16 protein-coding genes and 1 pseudogene are annotated in these 18,452 nt (G+C 67.5%); 11 read left to right on the plus strand and 6 right to left on the minus strand.

The features are described 5' to 3' along the window. Positions 1-135 precede the first annotated feature (135 nt). The 4 genes from Q2K21_RS05485 to Q2K21_RS05500 all read left to right on the plus strand — a co-directional run bounded on the left by Q2K21_RS05485 (position 136) and on the right by Q2K21_RS05500 (position 5,245). Positions 136-1,944 carry an ABC transporter substrate-binding protein gene (locus Q2K21_RS05485; protein ID WP_310765999.1) on the plus strand — a complete coding sequence of 603 codons (1,809 nt, stop codon included), beginning with the start codon at positions 136-138 and terminating at the stop codon, positions 1,942-1,944. Between the two features lie 92 nt (positions 1,945-2,036). Further along, positions 2,037-3,017: an ABC transporter permease gene (locus tag Q2K21_RS05490; protein ID WP_310766001.1), complete on the plus strand. Its 981-nt coding sequence runs from the start codon at positions 2,037-2,039 to the stop codon at positions 3,015-3,017. 9 nt (positions 3,018-3,026) lie between these two features. After that, positions 3,027-4,088 (plus strand): ABC transporter ATP-binding protein, encoded by a 1,062-nt coding sequence (locus Q2K21_RS05495; protein WP_310766003.1) that lies wholly within the window; start codon positions 3,027-3,029, stop codon positions 4,086-4,088. 11 nt (positions 4,089-4,099) lie between these two features. After that, complete coding sequence (locus Q2K21_RS05500) at positions 4,100-5,245, plus strand: ABC transporter ATP-binding protein (RefSeq protein WP_310766005.1); 1,146 nt, start codon at positions 4,100-4,102, stop codon at positions 5,243-5,245. 141 nt (positions 5,246-5,386) lie between these two features. On the opposite strand, the gene Q2K21_RS05505 is transcribed toward Q2K21_RS05500, so the two are convergent. After that, a complete protein-coding gene (locus tag Q2K21_RS05505) occupies positions 5,387-6,145 on the minus strand; it encodes a class I SAM-dependent methyltransferase (protein ID WP_310766007.1) in 759 nt (252 codons plus the stop codon). 230 nt (positions 6,146-6,375) lie between these two features. Between Q2K21_RS05505 and Q2K21_RS35705 the strand changes: the two are divergent. The 4 genes and pseudogenes from Q2K21_RS35705 to Q2K21_RS05525 form a co-directional block, all read left to right on the plus strand. After that, positions 6,376-6,504: pseudogene (locus Q2K21_RS35705) on the plus strand (VOC family protein); the annotation flags it as partial. Between the two features lie 89 nt (positions 6,505-6,593). Beyond that, positions 6,594-7,106, plus strand: coding sequence for a DinB family protein (locus Q2K21_RS05515; RefSeq protein ID WP_310766009.1), 513 nt, complete (start codon positions 6,594-6,596; stop codon positions 7,104-7,106). Positions 7,107-7,114: 8 nt separating this feature from the next. Then, the gene (locus Q2K21_RS05520) at positions 7,115-7,507 is read left to right on the plus strand and encodes a VOC family protein (protein WP_310766011.1); all 393 of its coding nucleotides are present in this window, start codon (positions 7,115-7,117) and stop codon (positions 7,505-7,507) included. A 2-nt stretch (positions 7,508-7,509) separates the two neighbouring features. After that, positions 7,510-8,010: a GNAT family N-acetyltransferase gene (locus Q2K21_RS05525; protein WP_310766013.1), complete on the plus strand. Its 501-nt coding sequence runs from the start codon at positions 7,510-7,512 to the stop codon at positions 8,008-8,010. A 232-nt stretch (positions 8,011-8,242) separates the two neighbouring features. Here Q2K21_RS05525 and Q2K21_RS05530 read toward each other — a convergent pair whose 3' ends face one another. From Q2K21_RS05530 to Q2K21_RS05550, 5 genes are all read right to left on the minus strand, one after another. Beyond that, positions 8,243-9,289 (minus strand): ABC transporter ATP-binding protein, encoded by a 1,047-nt coding sequence (locus Q2K21_RS05530; RefSeq protein WP_310766015.1) that lies wholly within the window; start codon positions 9,287-9,289, stop codon positions 8,243-8,245. A gap of 26 nt (positions 9,290-9,315) precedes the next feature. Further along, positions 9,316-10,353 (minus strand): ABC transporter ATP-binding protein, encoded by a 1,038-nt coding sequence (locus tag Q2K21_RS05535; protein WP_310766017.1) that lies wholly within the window; start codon positions 10,351-10,353, stop codon positions 9,316-9,318. Positions 10,354-10,402: 49 nt separating this feature from the next. Then, complete coding sequence (locus tag Q2K21_RS05540; RefSeq protein ID WP_310766019.1) at positions 10,403-11,383, minus strand: ABC transporter permease; 981 nt, start codon at positions 11,381-11,383, stop codon at positions 10,403-10,405. A gap of 97 nt (positions 11,384-11,480) precedes the next feature. After that, the gene (locus tag Q2K21_RS05545) at positions 11,481-13,241 is read right to left on the minus strand and encodes an ABC transporter substrate-binding protein (RefSeq protein WP_310766021.1); all 1,761 of its coding nucleotides are present in this window, start codon (positions 13,239-13,241) and stop codon (positions 11,481-11,483) included. Between the two features lie 79 nt (positions 13,242-13,320). Next, positions 13,321-14,310 (minus strand): ABC transporter permease, encoded by a 990-nt coding sequence (locus Q2K21_RS05550; RefSeq protein ID WP_310766023.1) that lies wholly within the window; start codon positions 14,308-14,310, stop codon positions 13,321-13,323. Positions 14,311-14,899: 589 nt separating this feature from the next. Between Q2K21_RS05550 and Q2K21_RS05555 the strand changes: the two genes are divergently transcribed. From Q2K21_RS05555 to Q2K21_RS05565, 3 genes are read left to right on the plus strand one after another with little or no spacing between them, the layout of a single operon-like run. Beyond that, positions 14,900-16,522, plus strand: coding sequence for a peptide ABC transporter substrate-binding protein (locus Q2K21_RS05555; protein ID WP_310766024.1), 1,623 nt, complete (start codon positions 14,900-14,902; stop codon positions 16,520-16,522). Between the two features lie 33 nt (positions 16,523-16,555). Continuing rightward, the gene (locus tag Q2K21_RS05560; protein WP_310766026.1) at positions 16,556-17,479 is read left to right on the plus strand and encodes an ABC transporter permease; all 924 of its coding nucleotides are present in this window, start codon (positions 16,556-16,558) and stop codon (positions 17,477-17,479) included. Continuing rightward, positions 17,472-18,452 carry an ABC transporter permease gene (locus tag Q2K21_RS05565; RefSeq protein ID WP_310766028.1) on the plus strand — a complete coding sequence of 327 codons (981 nt, stop codon included), beginning with the start codon at positions 17,472-17,474 and terminating at the stop codon, positions 18,450-18,452. The genes Q2K21_RS05560 and Q2K21_RS05565 overlap by 8 nt, the downstream gene beginning before the upstream one ends.

The following is an 18,452-nucleotide window of genomic DNA, read 5'->3' on the forward strand; positions in this document are numbered from 1 at the left end:
CGAAGTTGTGGGCGCCCTCGCCCCGATTCCGGACGCACTGTCACAGCACGGTCCAGGCAACTCCGTGCAATTCCATGCCGTGCCACGGCACTTCAATACGCACTGGTGACACACAGATGGGTGGGAAACTGAGTGATGAGTAGGGGCGGACGCCACGCATATGCCGCACTCTCGGTGCTCGCGGCCGGAGCTCTCGTGCTCACCGGTTGCAGCAAGGGCGGCAGCAGCAGCGGCGACAACGACAAGAAGGACAACGCCAACGCCAAGCGCCAGCAGGCCTCGATCAAGTTCGGCAACGCGGCGGACTCCACCGGTCCCGCCGCTCCGGTGCCCGGCGCCAAGAGCGGCGGCACGATGGAGGTCCTGCAGCGCGACAGCTACGCCCACCTGGACCCGGGCCAGATCTACGTCTCCGACGAGGGTTCGCTGGCGCAGCTGATCCACAGAGGTCTCACCGGTTACAAGGCGACCAGCGACGACGGCAGCAAGCACGAGGTCGTCGGCGACCTGGCCACCGACTCCGGTACCACGACGGACGGCGGCAAGACCTGGAAGTACACCCTCAAGGACGGCATCAAGTTCCAGGACGGGACGCCGATCACGTCCAAGGACGTCCGCCAGACCTTCGAGCGGCTCTTCGCGTCCTTCATCAACCAGGGCCCGAGCTACATCCAGCAGTGGCTGGCCGACACCGCCGGCGCCGACTACCGCAAGCTGCTGAAGGACGGCCCGTACACCGGAAAGCACCTGCCGGACAGCATCCTCGAGACGCCGGACGACAAAACGGTCGTCTTCCACTTCAAGAAGCCGCACGCCGACCTGCCGTACGCGCTCGCCATGGCCGGCTACGCGGTGGTGCAGGCGAAGGGCGACACCAAGACGAAGTACGACAGGGCGCCCGTGGCGACCGGCCCGTACAAGGTCCAGTCGTTCAAGTCCGGCAAGTCCATGGTGCTGGTGAAGAACACCAACTGGGACCCGAAGACGGACCCGATCCGCCACCAGTACGTGGACCAGTTCAACTTCACCTTCAACCAGCAGTACGAGGCGTCCACCAAGGCGCTCCTGGCGGACAGCGGCGCCGACCAGACCGGCGTCAGCTTCAACAACCAGGTCGACGCGGGCAACCTCTCCAAGGTCCTCGCCGACCCCAAGCTGAAGTCCCGTACGGTTGCCGGCTTCCAGCCGTACGTCGGCCAGATGAACATCAACATGAGCAAGCCGGAGCTCAAGGACATCAAGATCCGCCAGGCGATCGCCTACGCCCTGCCGGTCACGCCGTTCGTGCGCGCCTACGGCGGCAGCGCGGCGATGGAGGTCGCCGGCGGTCTGATCAGCCCGACCGTCAGCGGCTACGACCCGTCCTTCGACCCGTACGGCAAGAAGAAGAAGCCCGCGGGTGACCCGGCCAAGGCCAAGAAGCTGCTCCAGGAGGCCGGCAAGGTCGGCATGAAGCTGACCTTCGGCTACATCAACACGCCCGAGGGCCAGCAGTACTCCACCGCCATGGCGGCGGGCCTGAAGAAGGCCGGCTTCGACGTCCAGCGCCAGGAGATCCCGGCCGAGACGTACTACGACCAGGTCAGCAAGCTCAACAACGCCTACGACATCTTCCACACCGCGTGGGGCGCGGACTGGCCGTCCTCCTCGACCGTGCTCCCGCCGCTGTACGACGGCCGTCTGATCGCCGACGGCGCGCAGAACTACTCGCAGGTCAACGACCCGCACGTGAACAGCGAGATCGACCGCATCAACACCATCACCGACCCGGTGAAGGCCGCGGCCGCGTGGGAGACGCTGGACAAGTACCTGCTCACGAAGGTCGTGAACGAGGTTCCGACCGGCTACTACAAGCAGGTCCAGATCGCCGGTTCCAAGGTCGGCGGCCTGGTCTACGACGACGTCATCGGCGGCATCGACCCGCGTCGCCTGTACGTCAAGTAATCCCCGTCCGCCCAGTACCCGGTGCGGCCGCCCCTCGGGACGGCCGCACCGGGTACCGCCCGGCCCGTTGACGTCTGAGAGCTGCCCCTGCCATGCTGCGCTTCCTCCTTCGCCGGTCACTCGGCGCCGTCGTCATCCTCTTCCTGCTGAGCATCGTCACGTTCCTGCTGTTCTTCGGGATGCCGCGGGACCCGGGGCTGTTGATGTGCGGCAAGTCGTGCACGCCGGCCAACCTGGAGAACATCCACCACGTGCTCGGCCTCGACAAGTCGATCCCCGAGCAGTACTGGATCTTCCTGCACAACCTCGTCCTGGGCAGCAACGGATTCGATCAGGGCCCGTGCCCGGCCCCGTGCTTCGGGTACTCGTACCACACGAACGAGCAGGTCTGGGGCACCCTGATGGACCGCCTGCCGACCACCGTCTCACTGACCCTGGGTGCGGCGGTCTGCTTCCTCCTGGTGGGTCTGGGCACCGGCCTGCTCGGCGCCTGGAAGCGCGGCACGCTGATCGACAAGACGGTCACGGCCGGCTCCATGGTGCTCAGTTCGATGCAGATCTACTTCCTCGGACCGCTGGCGCTGGCGGCGCTCGTCTACCAGTCGCACCTGTTCGACAAGCCCGCCTACAACAACTTCACGGCCAATCCGGTCACTTGGTTCACGGGACTGATCATCCCGTGGGTGGTGCTGTCCACGATCTTCGCCGCGCAGTACACGCGTATGGCGCGCTCGTCGATGATCGAGCAGCTCCAGGAGGAGCACGTGCGGACCGCCCGGGCCAAGGGCATGTCCCGCCGGTACGTCTTCTTCCGCTACGCCTGGCGCGGCTCGCTGATCCCCATCGTGACCATCTTCGGCATCGACCTCGGATCGCTGCTGGGCGGCGCGATCATCACCGAGTACACGTTCGGCCTGCCGGGTCTCGGCCAGCTCGCGGTGCAGGCGGTGTTCTTCAGCGACCTGCCGCTGCTGCTCGGTGTGATGCTGTTCTCCGCCGCCATGATCCTGCTGTTCAACATCATCGTGGATGCCTGCTACGCGTTCATCGACCCGCGCGTGCGGCTTGCCTAGGAGCACTCCGTGACTACTTTGACCAAGGAATCCGGCGCTCCGGGCCCGGCCGCCACCGGCGCCTTCCTCTCGGTGCGGGACCTGCACGTCAGCTTCAGGACCGAGGACGGCGCCGTCGGCGCCGTGAACGGGCTCTCCTTCGACCTCGACCGGGGCAGGACCCTCGGCATCGTGGGGGAATCGGGCTCGGGCAAGTCGGTGACCAACCTGACCATCCTCGGGCTGCACAACCCCATGTTCACCACGATCGACGGTGAGATCGTGCTGGACGGCCAGGAGCTGGTCACCGCCCGGGAGTCCGAACTGGAGAAGCTGCGCGGCAACAAGGTCGCGATGATCTTCCAGGACCCGCTGACCGCGCTGTCGCCGTACTACACGGTGGGCCGGCAGATCGCCGAGCCGTTCATGAAGCACACCGGGGCCTCGAAGAAGGCGGCCTGGGAGCGGGCGGTGGAGATGCTCGGCAAGGTCGGCATCCCCAACCCCAAGGAGCGGGCGAAGGACTATCCGCACCAGTTCTCCGGCGGTATGCGTCAGCGCGCGATGATCGCGATGGCGCTGGTCTGCGACCCGGACCTGCTGATCGCCGACGAGCCGACCACGGCCCTGGACGTGACGGTCCAGGCGCAGATCCTGGATCTGTTGAAGGACCTCCAGCAGGAGTTCGGCTCGGCGATCATCTTCATCACGCACGACCTCGGGGTCATCGCCGACATGGCCGACGACATCATGGTGATGTACGCCGGGGAAGCGGTCGAGCGCGGCACGGTCGAGGAAGTGCTGAGGTCACCGCAACACCCGTACACCTGGGGACTGTTGAACTCCATGCCACGCCTCGACTCGGACCTCGGCACACAGCTCGCGCCGATCCCCGGGGCACCGCCGTCCCTGCTGAACCCCCCGTCGGGCTGCCGCTTCCATCCCCGGTGCACCTTCCAGCGGGAGGTGGGCGGCACCCGGTGCGTGGACGTTTCGCCGCTGCTGCCGCCCGGCCGGGGCGGGGCCTGCCACCTCACGGCAGAGCAGAAGCAGACCATCTTCATCGAGCAGATCAAACCCCGGTTGCGGTAGGAGAACACCTCATGAAGGAAGACGTCGTGGACGTCACGAAGGACGAGGCCACCCTGCCCGCCCCGCGCGACGCGGCCGCCGACGAGCCGGGGGAGCCGCTGCTGGTGGTGGAGAACCTCGTCAAGCACTTCCCGGTCAAGGGCGGCTTCCCGGTCCGCCGGACGGTCGGCGCGGTGCAGGCCGTGGACGGCATCGACCTGACGGTGCACGTGGGTGAGAGTTTCGGCCTGGTGGGCGAGTCGGGGTGCGGCAAGTCCACGACGGGCCGCCTGGTCACCCGCCTCCTCGAACCGACGAGCGGCAGGATCTCCTACCGCGGCCAGGACATCTCGCGCGCCACCCGCAAACAGCTCGCCCCGATCAGGTCCCAGATCCAGATGATCTTCCAGGACCCGTACTCGTCGCTGAACCCGCGCCAGACCGTCGGCAAGATCATCTCCGGTCCGATGGAGATCAACGGCATCAACCCGCAAGGCGGCCGGGAGAAGCGCGTCCGCGAACTCCTCGAAATCGTGGGCCTCAACCCGGAGCACTACAACCGCTTCCCGCACGAGTTCTCCGGCGGTCAGCGCCAGCGCATCGGCGTCGCCCGCGCGCTGGCCCTGGAGCCGAAGCTGATCGTCGCGGACGAGCCGGTCTCCGCGCTGGACGTCTCCATCCAGGCGCAGGTGGTGAACCTTCTCCAGCAGGTGCAGAAGGAACTGGGCATCGCGTTCCTTTTCATCGCCCACGACCTGGCCGTCGTACGGCACTTCTCGCAGCGTGTCGCGGTGATGTACCTCGGCAAGGTCATCGAGGTCGGCGACCGCGACTCGATCTACACGCGCCCGCGCCACCCCTACACGCACGCGCTGCTGTCCGCCGTGCCCGAGGTGAGCCTGGACGGGGGCGAGGAGGCACGGCGTGAACGCATCCGGCTCGCGGGTGATGTGCCGTCACCGATCTCCCCGCCGTCGGGCTGCCGCTTCCGGACGCGGTGCTGGAAGGCACAGGACAAGTGCGCCACGGAGGAACCGCCGCTGGTGCAGATCTCCGGTAACCGGTCGGGCCACCTGACGGCCTGCCACTTCCCGGAGGAGCCGACGATCGAGGCGCGGGACAAGGACATCATCCTGGATCCGGCGCTGGCGGCGCTGGAGGACTCCTCGGAGGGCTGAGCGCTCCACTGGAAGTCCGGTGTGTCACCTGCGGGTGCGTCGTGGCTGGTCGCGCAGTTCCGCGCGGCGGAGCCGCATGATGTAACAGCCCCGCGCCCCTTCGGGGCGCTGCCGAACCGCACCGGACTTCTCCGAGCCCGCTCAGGCCCTGTCGGACAGACCCTGGACGGGCTCGGCCACAGTGATGATCTCGGGGTCGGCGGGGGTGAGCGGCCCTCGTCCCCAGTCCCCGTACTGCTCGACGACCGCGAGCCCGGCCCGGGTCAGGAAGCGGGACAGGGCATCCGGTGCGAGGAACCGCAGAGTGCTGCGGCTGACCAGTGGCCGCTCCCAGCCGGTGCCGTCGAAGGTCTCGGTGAACGTCACCCGGTCCCCGAGCACCGGTGACTCGACCTGGTGCCGGACGCGTACGATGCCGCCGTCGCCGTACGGCACCTCGCGCACCCGGTCCGGCGTCCACGACTCCCAGGCGCGGGCGCCCGGGTTGCGGGTCTCGAAGACGAACCGCCCGCCGTCCGCGAGGGCTTCGCGCACGGCGGCCAGAGCCGCCCTCAACTCCTCGTCACCGAGCAGCACCTGAAAAGCGTGCCCGGTCATGACGACGAGGTCGAAGGCCCCCTGCCAGCGCTCCGAGCGCAGATCGCCGAGCACCCAGTCCACCCCGGGTGCGCGGCGGCGCGCCTGGACGAGCATCGCGGCGGCGGGGTCGAGACCGCACAGCCGCCCGTCGTGCCCGTTCTCCCGGGCCCGCGCCAGCAGCGCGCCGGTCCCGCACCCGACGTCCAGCACGCTTCGCGCGGACATCACAAGTCCCAGGTAGAAGTCGTCACTCGGGCCCCACGGGTAGAGGGCGTCGTACAGCCCGGCGAGGGCGGCATCGGAGAACGCGCGGTCGGCCACCGTGGCAGTTTCCCAGGTATGGGCCGGCGGTGCGCGGACTGTGCGCGATCTTTGTCGAACGTAACCACGACCGTGGTGTGCCGTGGCCGGGGACGCGCCCGGACTCCCGGAGGGCGGGGGGCGCCCACGGAGGCCGGAGAGGAAGCCGGACGTGCCGCACCACATCGAGCTCTGGGTCCCCGATCCGCGGCGGGCCGTGGAGTCCTGGGGCCGGCTCCTTGAGTGTCTCGGCTTCCGCGTACGGCTGGACCCTGCTCTTTCCCGACCGTCATCCGTACGCGGGCGGCCCCGCGCACCGCGCGGCGTACCTGGAGGACGAAGACGGTTTCGAAGTCGAACTCGTAGCGCGGGCAAGGTGATTCACCCGGCCGGGAGACGGTATGAAGCCGACCGCCCTCGCCCCTAATTTGTTCGACTTCCGGTCGGCAGTCCGGCATGCTCCCTTGCGATGACTCGAACCGATACGCCTCCCTCCTGGGACGAGCGCACGCAGCTGACCACCTATCTCGACTACGTACGCGCCACCGCCCGTGCCAAGTGTGAGGGCGTCTCACCGGAGGACGCCGTCAAGGCGCCCCTGCCCGGCTCCCCGCTGATGACCGTGTGCGGACTGATCAGCCATCTGCGCTGGGTGGAGTACTGGTGGTTCCACGTGGTGTTCCTGGGCCACGAGGACGAGGGCGTACTCGCCCAGGCCACCGAGGACGACCCGGACCCGGAGATGCGCCTGGCGGTCGACATCCCCTTGGCCCAACTCCTCGCCGAATACGAGGAACAGAGCGCCGGCTACCGCGACCTGGTCGCCGCCCACGACCTCGACACCAAGGCGAAGCGCACCATGCGGGACGGCCGCCATGCCGACCTTCGCTGGGTGCTCCTGCACCTCATCGAGGAGACGGCCCGCCACAACGGCCACCTGGACATCATCCGCGAACTGCTCGACGGCACGACGGGAGTCTGAGGCAGCCCATGGCTAAGACGAGCGGGCTCAACCCGGTCATCCGCACGATCACCTTCGACTGCACCGGCGATCCGTACGACCTCGGCCTGTTCTGGAGCGAGCTGCTGGGTCGCCCGCTGGCCGACGACGACAAGCCGGGCGACCCGGAGGCGGTGATCCGCGACCCCGACGGCGGCCCGACCCTGCTGTTCGTCCGGGTACCCGAGGGCAAGTCCGCCAAGAACCGCGTCCACCTCGACCTCGGGCCCCGGGGCCGCACCCGTGCGCAGGAGGTGGAGCGCGCCCTGGCCCTGGGCGCCCGGCAACTCGCGGACCACACCCGCCCGGACGGCGGCGGCTGGGTGCTCCTCGCGGACCCCGAGGGCAACGAGTTCTGCATGGAACGTGAGGAGCCGAACTGACCATGCCCATGTCCTCCTCGTCGTCCCTCCGCCTGGAGAAGGTGACCAAGGAGAACGTGGAGGCCGCGATCGCGCTGCGGGTCCACCCCGGCCAGGAACGCTTCGTGTCACCCGTCGTGAAGTCGCTCGCCGAGGCATACGTCCACCCCGAGACCGCCTGGCCCCGACTCGTCTACGACGGCGACGAACTCGTCGGCTTCGTCATGGCGTTCTTCGACGTCCGCTTCAATCCCGAGGCCCCGGACGACCGCCCGCGCTCGGGGCTGTGGCGCCTCAACATCGCCGCCGGTCACCAGGGCCGCGGCTACGGCAACTTCGCCGTCCGGTCCGTCTGCGACGAACTCCGCCGCCGGGGCGCGACCCGCGTCACGGTCACCTGGGCGGAGGGTGAGGGTGGCCCCGAACCGTTCTATCTACGGCTGGGGTTCCGGCGAACGGGGGAGATGAGCGGCGACCAGGTGGTCGGTGAAATGGACCTCGGCCGGTCGCCGTCGTGGACCTAGGCCCTGTCGTCAAACTCCCGCCTGCCGGGCGACGCCAGGACCTAGCCGCCCGCCGCCGTCCGGATCTCCCTCCCCGGCGGCCAGGAGCCGCGGCAGGCGTGAGAAAGCACGAAGGCCCGTGCCTCCCCAGAGGGTGCACGGGCCTTCTTTCCCCGGGAACAGGACGTTCGTGGCTCGGGTCAATGGGCCGGAAGTCCGTCCCGTGAAGGGCGCGGCTGACGAAAGGGGTGTGTCAGGCCGCGACCTCGGGGTCCTTGGACAGACGCGGGGCCGGCGCGCTCTCGTCGGTCTCCGGGTAGTGGCAGGCCGTCAGGTGGCCCGCCTTGTTGCCCTCGACCTGCACCAGCGGCGGCTCCTCCGTGGCGCACTTGTCCGTCGCCTTCCAGCACCGGGTGCGGAAGTGGCAGCCCGACGGCGGGTTCAGCGGAGACGGTACGTCGCCGGTGAGGCGGATGCGCTCGCGGGACGGGGTGTCCTCCACCGTCGCCTCGGGCACGGCGGACAGCAGGGCGCGCGTGTAGGGGTGGCGCGGGTTGCCGTACAGGTCCTCGCGGTCCGCGATCTCCACGATCTTGCCGAGGTACATCACGGCGACACGCTGCGAGAAGTGCCGCACGATCGCCAGGTCGTGCGCGATGAAGACGAACGCGATGCCCAGGTCCTTCTGGAGCTCCTGGAGCAGGTTGACCACCTGCGCCTGGATGGAGACGTCCAGGGCGGAGACCGGCTCGTCGGCGACGATCAGCTTCGGCTCCAGGGCCAGCGCGCGGGCGACGCCGATGCGCTGGCGCTGACCGCCGGAGAACTCGTGCGGGAAGCGGTTGAAGTGCTCCGGGTTGAGGCCGACGATCTCCAGCAGTTCGCGGACGCGCTTCTCCACGCCCCCCGCCGGGTTGATGCCGTTGATCTCCATCGGACCGGAGATGATCTTGCCGACGGTCTGGCGCGGGTTCAGCGACGCGTAGGGGTCCTGGAAGATCATCTGGATCTCCGAGCGGACCGGCGCGAGCTGTTTGCGGTTCGCGTGGGTGATGTCCTGGCCGCGGTAGAGGATCTTGCCGCCGGTGGGCTCCAGGAGGCGGGTGATCATGCGGCCCGTCGTGGACTTGCCGCAGCCGGACTCGCCCACAAGGCCCAGGCTCTCGCCCTCGGCCACCTGGAAGTCGAGCCCGTCGACAGCCTGCACCGCGCCGATCTTCCGCCGGATCGGGAAGCCTCCCATCACGGGGAAGTGCTTCTTCAGTCCGGTGACTTCAAGGAGGGGGTTCGTGTTGCTCATGGTCGTGACATCCCGTCTCTTGTCCGTCAGTGGGACCGGGTCGCGGCGTGGTCGGAGAAGAACTCGCGGCGCTGCTGCGCCGAGAGGTGGCAGGCGGCACCCCGCCCGTCCGTGATCGTCAGCACGGGCTGCTCGGTGGAGCACAGCCCGCCCTCGACCTTCCCGGCGAAGGCGCAGCGCGGGTGGAAGCGGCAGCCGGACGGCGGGTTCAGCAGGGACGGCGGAGAGCCGGGGATCGGGGTGAGCGGCACGTCGACCGGACCGTCGAGGCTCGGCATCGAGCCCAGCAGACCCCAGGTGTAGGGGTGCTGAGGCGTGCTCAGGACCTCCTTCTTGGTGCCCCGTTCCACACACCGGCCGCCGTACATCACCAGCACGTCGTCGGCGATGTCCGCGATGACACCCAGGTCGTGGGTGATGAAGATGATCGCGGTGCCGAACTCCTGCTGGAGGTCCTTGAGGAGGTCCATGATCTGGGCCTGGACCGTCACGTCGAGGGCGGTGGTCGGCTCGTCCGCGATCAGCAGCTCCGGGTCGCAGACGAGCGCCATCGCGATCATCGCGCGCTGGCGCATACCGCCGGAGAACTGGTGCGGGTAGTCGTCGACGCGTACGTCGGGCTGCGGGATGCCCACCCGCTTCAGCATCTCGATCGCCCGCTCCCGGGCCTCCTTCTTGGAGGCGCCGGTGTGCTTGCGGTACGTCTCGCCGATCTGCTTGCCGATCGTGTGGTACGGCGACAGTGAGGCCAGCGCGTCCTGGAAGATCATGGACATCTTGTTGCCGCGCAGCTGCTCCAGCTCCCGCTCGGTGGCGGTCAGCAGCTCCTTGCCGTCGAGCAGGATCTCCCCGTCGATGGCGGTGCGCGCGCGGTCGTGGAGGCCCAGGATCGTCAGGTTGGTGACGGACTTGCCGGAACCCGACTCGCCCACGATGCCGAGCGTCTTGCCCTTCACCAGGTCGAAGGAGAGACCGTCGACGGCCTTGACGACGCCGTCTTCGGTGGAGAAGTGAACCTTCAGATCCCTGACGGACAGGAAGGGCTGCTGATCGGTGCTCGTCACGGGGACGCTCCTGAGGGGGTGATGCGGGGGGTCGGGGGCCGGCGGAGGGTCAGGCGAGCCGGATCCGCGGGTCGATGAAGGCGTAGACGGCGTCCACGATGATGTTGAAGAAGACGATCGCCGCCGAGGCCACCAGGGTCACGCCGAGCAGCATCGGCAGGTCGTTGGCGTCCACCGCGGTGAGCGCGAGCCGACCGATGCCCTGGAGGCTGAAGACCGACTCGGTGATGATGGCGCCGCCGATCAGGGTGCCCATGTCGATGCCGAAGATCGTGACGATCGGGCCCATCGCGCCGCGCCAGGCGAAGCGGAAGAACACCGAGCGCCGGGACAGGCCCTTGGCCCGCGCGGTGCGCACGTAGTCCTCGCTGAGCTGCTCGACCAGCTGGGAGCGCGTCATACGGGTGTAGTTGGCGGTGAAGATGATGGACAGCACCAGCCACGGCAGCAGCAGCCCCGAGGCCCACTTGACCGGGTTGTCGGTGAACGCCGTGTACGACGGCTGGTCGAGGATGCCGAGCTGCTGCACCAGGAAGAACATGGCGATGTAGCCGACGAAGTAGATCTGCAGCGAGGAGCCGATCAGCGAGAACGAGCTGGCGATCTTGTCGGCCGCCTTGCCCTGCTTGACCGCGGCGATCATGCCGGTGCCGACGCCGATGATCAGGAAGAAGAACGCGGCGCCCAGCGCGAGCGAGATGGTCAGCGGCATGCGGTCCAGGATCGTGCCGAGGACCGGCTCGCGGTTGGTGAAGGAGAAGCCCAGGCAGGGCGCGTTGCAGTTGCCGAGACCGCCGTAGTCGCGGCCCAGGAAGATGCCCTCCAGCCAGTGCCAGTACTGCACCGGCAGCGGGTCGGCGATCCCGAGGTTCGTCCGGACCTGCGCGAGCAGTTCCGGGGTGCACACCTTGCCGCACGCCATACGGGCCGGGTCACGCGGGAGCGCGTAGTAGAGCATGAAGGTGACGGCGCTGATGATCAGCAGAATGACAAGTGCGCCGATGACACGGCGGACTAGAAAACGGAACATGGCGTGACTTTCCGGACGGGGCGCCGTCGCCGGGTGTGGGGAGCGAAACGGAGGGGGGAACCGGGGCGGCGGCGGTGGCCGCCGCCCCGAAGAGGGATCAGGCCTTGGCGTAGACCGGGCCCAGCGCGATGCAGGTGTTGCCGGAGTCGTAGATCACGCCGCCGACCTTGGAGCCGTGGAAGTAGTTGCGGATCGGGTTGTAGTCCGGAACCACCGCGGCGAGCTGCATGATCTGCTCGTCGACGTCGCCCCACATCTTCGCGGCCTTCGCCTGGTCCGTCTCGGCCGTGGCGGCGGCGATCGCCTTGTTGACACCCGTGTCGTTCAGCTGCGGCCAGTTCACACCGCCGTCGGCGATCTGGCTGCCTTCGAAGCAGGGGTAGATGACCGCGTAACCGGCCGGCCAGTCCGGGCCCCAGCCCGCGGCGAACATGTCGTACTTGTTGTCCAGCTGGCCGATCTGGCTGTAGAAGGACGTCTTGTCGACCTGCTTGATGACCGGCTTGAAGCCGGCCTTGCTCAGCGCGCTGTTGATCGCGACGGCCTGCTTGACGGAGTTGTCCGACTGCTGCATCGCGATGACGACGGTCTGACCCTCCTTGCCGGCTTCCTTGAGGAGGGCCTTGGCCTTGTCCGGGTCACCCATCGGCTTGGTCTTCTTGCCGTACAGGTCGAAGTCCTTGTGGCCCGGGGTGAGGGGGCTGATGATCGTGGTCGCGGTCGCGGTGACGAGCGAGCCACCACGGATCTGCTTCAGCTGCTGCGACGGCCACGCGTAGTTGAGCGCCTGGCGGACCTTGACGTCGGTGACGCGCTTGGTGTTGATCGCGAAGTAGTAGCAGGTGGTGTCGACCTGGGTCAGGACGCGCTGCTTGAGCGCCGGGTCCGTCAGCACCTTCTGGACGCGCTCGGGGGCGACCTCGTTGAGCAGCGACAGCGTGAACTGGTCGTTGCCCTGGTCGGCGATGTAGCGGTCGGTGGAGGCCAGGTTCTGGAAGCCGAACTGGAACTCGAACTTGTCCGGGTAGCCGTTGCGGATCGGGTCCGTCTCGGCGACCCAGTGCTCGTTGCGGACCAGCGACGCCGACTTGCCGATGCTGCGGTTCGCGATCTTGTACGGGGCGCAGGAGAACGGGCGCTTGTCGTACTTCTCCTTGGTGTCGTGCTTCTTCGGCACGATGGAGAAGCCGCGCATCGCGAGCATGAAGTTGAAGTCGGCGTGGGCCTCCTTCAGCTTGAACGTGATGGTCTTGCCGTCCACCTCGATCGAGGAGAGGTGCTTGCCCTCGTAGGGGCCCTTGTACTTGTCGCCGCCGATCAGCCAGCTCTGCGGGTAACGCGGACCCTGGGTGACGAACTTGGCGAAGAGGCGCTCGAAGGTCCAGCGGACGTCCTCGATGGTGACGTCGGCGCCGTCCTCCCACTTCACGTTGTCCTTCAGCGTGAAGGACCAGGTCTTGCCGCCGTCCTTGGTGGTACCCGCGTCGGTGGCGAGGTCGCCGACGAGGGTGGTGTTGCCCTTGGAGTCGACCTTGTAGCCGGTCAGACCGCGCAGGAACAGGACCGAGCAGGCGCTCTCGTACGAGGAGTACAGCTGGGCCGGGTCCAGGTGGTCCCAGTCGATCTGGTCCAGCGTGTAGATCGTGCCGCCCTTGACCGCGCCCGGGACCTCGGGGGCCGGACCGGTGGAGTCGGCCTTGGTGCCGACCGCGATGGTGGCTGCCTTGGCCTTCTCGACCGACGGAGCCTTGTTGGCACCGCTGCCGCCCGCGTTGCCGCTGCTGCACGCACTCAGCACGGTGGTCGCGCCGGCCGCCACACCAGTGGCTATCAGGAAGTTTCTGCGGGAAAAGGACATGGCTTACCTGCCTAGGGGTGGGTGGAGTGAGAGAGAAGGTGCAACCAGCCGGGCGACGGTGACCGGACTGGAGCGGGACTCAGCGCTTGGACTTCGGGTCGAGCGCGTCGCGGACCGAGTCGCCGAGGAGGTTGAAGGCGAGGACGAAGATGATCATCGAAACGCCCGGGAAGATCATGAAGGTGATGTCTTCCGTGTAGAACTGCGCGCCGCGCTGGATCATGACCCCCCAGTCGGGGGTGGGGTCCTGGATACCGACACCGAGGAAGGCGAGCCCCGCCTCGGCCGTGACGTAGGCCGGGAGCATGAGGGTCGACTGGATCAGGATCGGCGTCCACAGGTTGGGCAGCAGTTCCTTGAAGACGATGCGTCGCGACGACGCGCCGGTCACCTTCGCGGCCTCGACGAACTCCCGCTCGCGCAGGCCCAGCACCTGGCCGCGCAGCAGACGCGCGACGGAGGCCCAGCCGAAGGCGGAGAGAACGAGGATCAGGCAGGTGGCCCGGAGCCAGGTCGGGACGTCCTCGTCGAAGGAGACGAAGAGGCCGTAGACGACCGGCATGAAGGCGATGAAGAAGAGCGTGGACGGGAACGACAGCAGGATGTCGATGATCCGGCCGATGAAGTAGTCCGTCTTTCCGCCCAGGTAGCCCGCGGTGATACCGATCACGACGCCCAGCAGCGTGGTCAGCAGGGTGGCGGCCGTGGCGAGCAGGAGCGAGGTGCGGATGCCGTAGATCAGGAAGGTGAAGACGTCGCGGCCCAGCTGCGGCTCGATGCCGAACCAGAAGTCCCCGCTCATGCCACCGTTGGGCTTGACCGGGTAGGCGAAGTCGTTGAGCAGCCCCGGGATGTCCTGGCCGTACTGGTCGTACGGGTTCTTGCCGTAGAGCTTGGCGATCAGCGGCGCGCAGATCGCGACGACGAAGAAGAAGATCACCACATAGGCGGATATGACGCCCGTGCGGTCACGCTTGAACCGGTTCCAGGCAAGCCGTCCCGGTGAGCGGCTCTCGTTGCCCTTCGGGGTCGAGGAAGTGATCGACTTCTCGGCGCTCTCGTCGGTCACCTCGAGCGGTGCAGCCGCTGATGGAGTTGGGGGGGTCATGGTGCTCCAGGCCCTGTGGGGTCATGGGCCGCGCAGGGCTCTCCCTACGGGCTACGCCGGACTTTTTCAACGCAATTCATCCAGGGTCAATAAATTCTCGGCCAACTTGGTTTTGTATTTACCTTTTTTACCTTCCCTTGACCCTTCCGTAGCTACGCGGGTAGCGTGCCGTGATCGAGCCGTGTCCTTATTCGGGCCAATCGGTCAAATCAGTCAACGCGTTCGATATGCGGACGGTTGAGTGTCGAAATACGTACATCCGGGTGGCTGAAATCAACAGTTCGGCATCGATGGGTGGAGATCTATTGCGCTGGCCGGTCAAGATCCACCATGCGTCCTTTCGTCACGCCTCCGCACACGGTCGATTACCGGCCGTTCTGCGTGTGCGCATCCGGATGTGCGCCCAGGAGGGACGGAGTGCCTGCCATCCGAATGACGTCACCCACCGCCGGGGTGGCGTGATTGAGGGATATGCCGGTCAAACGATGATATTGACCGGTAACGGCAGCGCCCCGGCGCTGGAGGACGGCACACTCGGAGGAGGCACTCCATGCGTGGAGCCAGACACGCCAGATGGGCGGCGGGTGCGGCGGCGGCAGCGCTCGCGGCGGCCGCCTGCGGGGGAGGCGCGAGTGGCGGCAGCGGCTCCGGGGTGCTCAGCTCCTCCTGGGGCGATCCGCAGAACCCGCTGGAGCCGTCCAACACCAACGAGGTCCAGGGCGGCAAGGTCCTCGACATGGTCTTCCGTGGGCTGAAGCACTACAACCCCAAGACCGGCGCGGCCGAGGACATGCTCGCCGAGAAGATCGCGACCTCCGACTCGCGGAACTTCACCATCACCGTCAAGGACGGCTGGACGTTCAGCAACGGCGAGGCCGTCACCGCCAAGTCCTTCGTCGACGCCTGGAACTACGGCGCGAGCCTGAAGAACAACCAGAAGAACGCGTACTTCTTCGGATACATCGAGGGGTACGACAAGGTGCACCCGGCCACCGGCACCCAGACAGCCGACACCCTCTCCGGACTCAAGGTGACCGGCCCCCGCACCTTCACCGTCAAGCTCAACCAGAAGTTCTCGACGTTCCCCGACACCCTCGGTTACACGGCGTTCTCCCCGCTGCCCAGCGCGTTCTTCAGCGACCACGCGGCCTGGCTGAAGAAGCCCGTCGGCAACGGCCCGTACATGATCGACTCGTACACCAAGGGCTCGATGATGTCCCTCCGGAAGTGGGACGGCTATCCGGGCACGGACAAGGCGCAGAACGGCGGCGTCGACCTGAAGGTCTACACCGACAACAACACCGCCTACACCGACCTGATGGCCGGCAACCTCGACCTCGTCGACGACGTGCCCGCCGCGCAGCTCAAAAACGTCAAGGCCGACCTCGGCGACCGCTACATCAGCACCCCGGCCGGCATCATCCAGACCCTCGCCTTCCCCTACTACGACCCGAGCTGGAACAAGCCCGGCATGGAGAAGGTCCGCACCGGCCTGTCCATGGCGATCAACCGGGACCAGATCACCCGCACGATCTTCCAGAAGACCCGTACGCCCGCCACCGACTGGACCTCCCCGGTCCTCGGCGCGGACGGCGGCTTCAAGGAAGGACTGTGCGGCGATGCCTGCACGTACAACCCGGACCAGGCCAAGAAGCTGATCCAGGAGGGCGGCGGGCTGCCCGGCGGGCAGCTCAGGATCTCGTACAACGCGGACACCGGCTCGCACCGGGAGTGGGTGGACGCCGTCTGCAACTCGATCAACAACGCGCTCGGCAACGACAGGGCCTGCGTCGGCAACCCGTTCGGCACCTTCGCCGACTTCCGCAACCAGATCGGGCAGCACAAGATGCCGGGGCCGTTCCGGGCCGGCTGGCAGATGGACTACCCGCTCATCCAGAACTTCCTTCAGCCGCTCTACTACACGAACGCCTCCTCCAACGACGGCAAGTGGTCCAACAAGGACTTCGACCAGCTCGTCGACCGGGCGAACGCGGAGAGCGACACGGCCAAGGCCGTGGGGCTGTTCCAGCAGGCCGAGGAGGTCGTACGGGACAACATGGCCGCCATCCCGCTCTGGTACCAGAACGGCAGCGCCGGCTACTCCGACCGCCTCTCCAACGTGGCACTCAACCCGTTCAGCGTCCCCGTCTACAACGAGATCAAGGTCGGCTGAACCCCACGGCTGCCCGCTACCCCCGGAGCCCCCATGGGACGGTACGTCATCCGGCGTCTGCTGCAGATGATCCCGGTCTTCCTCGGCGCCACCCTGCTCATCTTCCTGATGGTGAACGTGATGGGCGACCCCATCGCGGGCCTGTGCGGCGAGCGGCAGTGCGACACCGCCACGGCGGCCCAGCTGCGCCGGGAGTTCGGCCTCGATAAGCCCGTGTGGCAGCAGTACCTGACATACATGGGCAACGTCTTCACCGGCGACTTCGGCACCGCGTTCAACGGACAGAAGGTCACCGAGCTGATGGCGACGGCCTTCCCGGTCACCATCCGGCTCACGATCGTCGCGATCCTCTTCGAGATCGTCATCGGGATCGTGCTCGGCGTGGTCACCGGTCTGCGCCGCGGGCGGCCCGTCGACACCTCGGTCCTGCTGCTCACCCTCGTCGTGATCTCGGTGCCGACCTTCGTCACCGGTCTGCTGCTCCAGCTGCTGCTCGGCGTCGAGTGGGGCTGGGTGCGGCCGTCGGTGTCCCCGGAGGCACCCTTCGACGAGCTGATCGTCCCCGGGCTCGTCCTCGCGTCCGTCTCCCTCGCCTACGTCACCCGGCTGACCCGGACCTCCATCGCCGAGAACAAACGGTCCGACTACGTCCGCACGGCCGTCGCCAAGGGGCTGCCGCGCCGTCGGGTGATCACCCGGCATCTGCTGCGCAACTCGCTCATCCCCGTCGTCACCTTCATCGGCACCGACATCGGCGCCCTCATGGGCGGCGCGATCGTCACCGAGCGGATCTTCAACATCCACGGCGTCGGCTTCCAGCTCTACCAGGGGATCCTGCGGCAGAACACCCAGACCGTGGTCGGCTTCGTGACCGTGCTCGTCCTCGTCTTCCTGGTCGCCAACCTGCTCGTCGACCTTCTGTACGCCGTACTCGACCCGAGGATCCGCTATGCCTGAGCAGCCGTACCAGCGCGAGGGCGCGGTCGCCGGGACCGGCATGGGCGGCGCGATGGACCTCGCGGCGAGCGAGGCGACCACGCTGGAGAAGACTCCCGGTGGACCGGAGGGCACGGGCCCGGAGCGCAAGCCGCGCAGCCTCTGGTCCGACGCCTGGCACGACCTGTGCCGCAACCCCGTCTTCGTCGTCTCCGGACTGGTGATCGTCTTCCTTGTCGTCATCTCGATCTGGCCGTCCCTGATCGCTACCGGCAATCCCCTCAAGTGCGACCTCGCCAAGGCCCAGGAGGGTCCCCAGCCCGGGCATCCGTTCGGATACGACGGCCAGGGCTGCGACGTCTACACCCGCACCGTCTACGGCGCCCGTACATCGGTCACGGTCGGCGTCTGCGCCACGCTCGGTGTCGCGGTGCTCGGCTCGATCCTGGGCGGGCTCGCCGGGTTCTTCGGCCGGGGGTGGGACTCGATCCTGTCCCGGACGACCGACATCTTCTTCGCCATCCCGGTCGTCCTCGGCGGTCTGGTCCTGCTCTCGGTGGTGACCAGCAACACGGTCTGGCCGGTCGTCGGGTTCATGGTGCTGCTCGGCTGGCCGCAGATCTCCCGCATCGCCCGCGGCTCGGTCATCACCGCCAAACAGAACGACTATGTGCAGGCGGCGCGCGCACTCGGCGCCTCGAACACCCGCATCCTGCTGCGGCACATCGCACCCAACGCGGTCGCACCGGTGATCGTCGTGGCGACCATCGCGCTCGGCACGTACATCGCGCTGGAGGCGACCCTGTCGTATCTCGGCGTCGGGCTGAAGCCGCCGAGCGTGTCCTGGGGGATCGACATCTCCGCCGCCTCTCCTTACATCCGCAACGCCCCCCACGCGTTGCTGTGGCCCTCCGGCGCCCTCGCGATCACCGTGCTCGCGTTCATCATGCTCGGCGACGCGGTGCGCGACGCCCTCGACCCGAAGCTGAGGTGA

The sequence above is a fragment of the Streptomyces sp. CGMCC 4.7035 genome (assembly GCF_031583065.1).
Taxonomy (GTDB): Bacteria; Actinomycetota; Actinomycetes; order Streptomycetales; family Streptomycetaceae; genus Streptomyces; species Streptomyces yaanensis.

Bases quoted from the DNA above. Each gene is read 5' to 3' on its own strand.
- Q2K21_RS05485 (WP_310765999.1), top strand. From the start codon at position 136: ATGAGTAGGGGCGGACGCCACGCATATGCCGCACTCTCGGTGCTCGCG.
- Q2K21_RS05490 (WP_310766001.1), top strand. From the start codon at position 2,037: ATGCTGCGCTTCCTCCTTCGCCGGTCACTCGGCGCCGTCGTCATCCTC.
- Q2K21_RS05500 (WP_310766005.1), top strand. From the start codon at position 4,100: ATGAAGGAAGACGTCGTGGACGTCACGAAGGACGAGGCCACCCTGCCC.
- Q2K21_RS05515 (WP_310766009.1), top strand. From the start codon at position 6,594: ATGACTCGAACCGATACGCCTCCCTCCTGGGACGAGCGCACGCAGCTG.
- Q2K21_RS05520 (WP_310766011.1), top strand. From the start codon at position 7,115: ATGGCTAAGACGAGCGGGCTCAACCCGGTCATCCGCACGATCACCTTC.
- Q2K21_RS05525 (WP_310766013.1), top strand. From the start codon at position 7,510: ATGCCCATGTCCTCCTCGTCGTCCCTCCGCCTGGAGAAGGTGACCAAG.
- Q2K21_RS05530 (WP_310766015.1), bottom strand. From the start codon at position 9,289: ATGAGCAACACGAACCCCCTCCTTGAAGTCACCGGACTGAAGAAGCAC.
- Q2K21_RS05540 (WP_310766019.1), bottom strand. From the start codon at position 11,383: ATGTTCCGTTTTCTAGTCCGCCGTGTCATCGGCGCACTTGTCATTCTG.
- Q2K21_RS05545 (WP_310766021.1), bottom strand. From the start codon at position 13,241: ATGTCCTTTTCCCGCAGAAACTTCCTGATAGCCACTGGTGTGGCGGCC.
- Q2K21_RS05555 (WP_310766024.1), top strand. From the start codon at position 14,900: ATGCGTGGAGCCAGACACGCCAGATGGGCGGCGGGTGCGGCGGCGGCA.
- Q2K21_RS05560 (WP_310766026.1), top strand. From the start codon at position 16,556: ATGGGACGGTACGTCATCCGGCGTCTGCTGCAGATGATCCCGGTCTTC.
- Q2K21_RS05565 (WP_310766028.1), top strand. From the start codon at position 17,472: ATGCCTGAGCAGCCGTACCAGCGCGAGGGCGCGGTCGCCGGGACCGGC.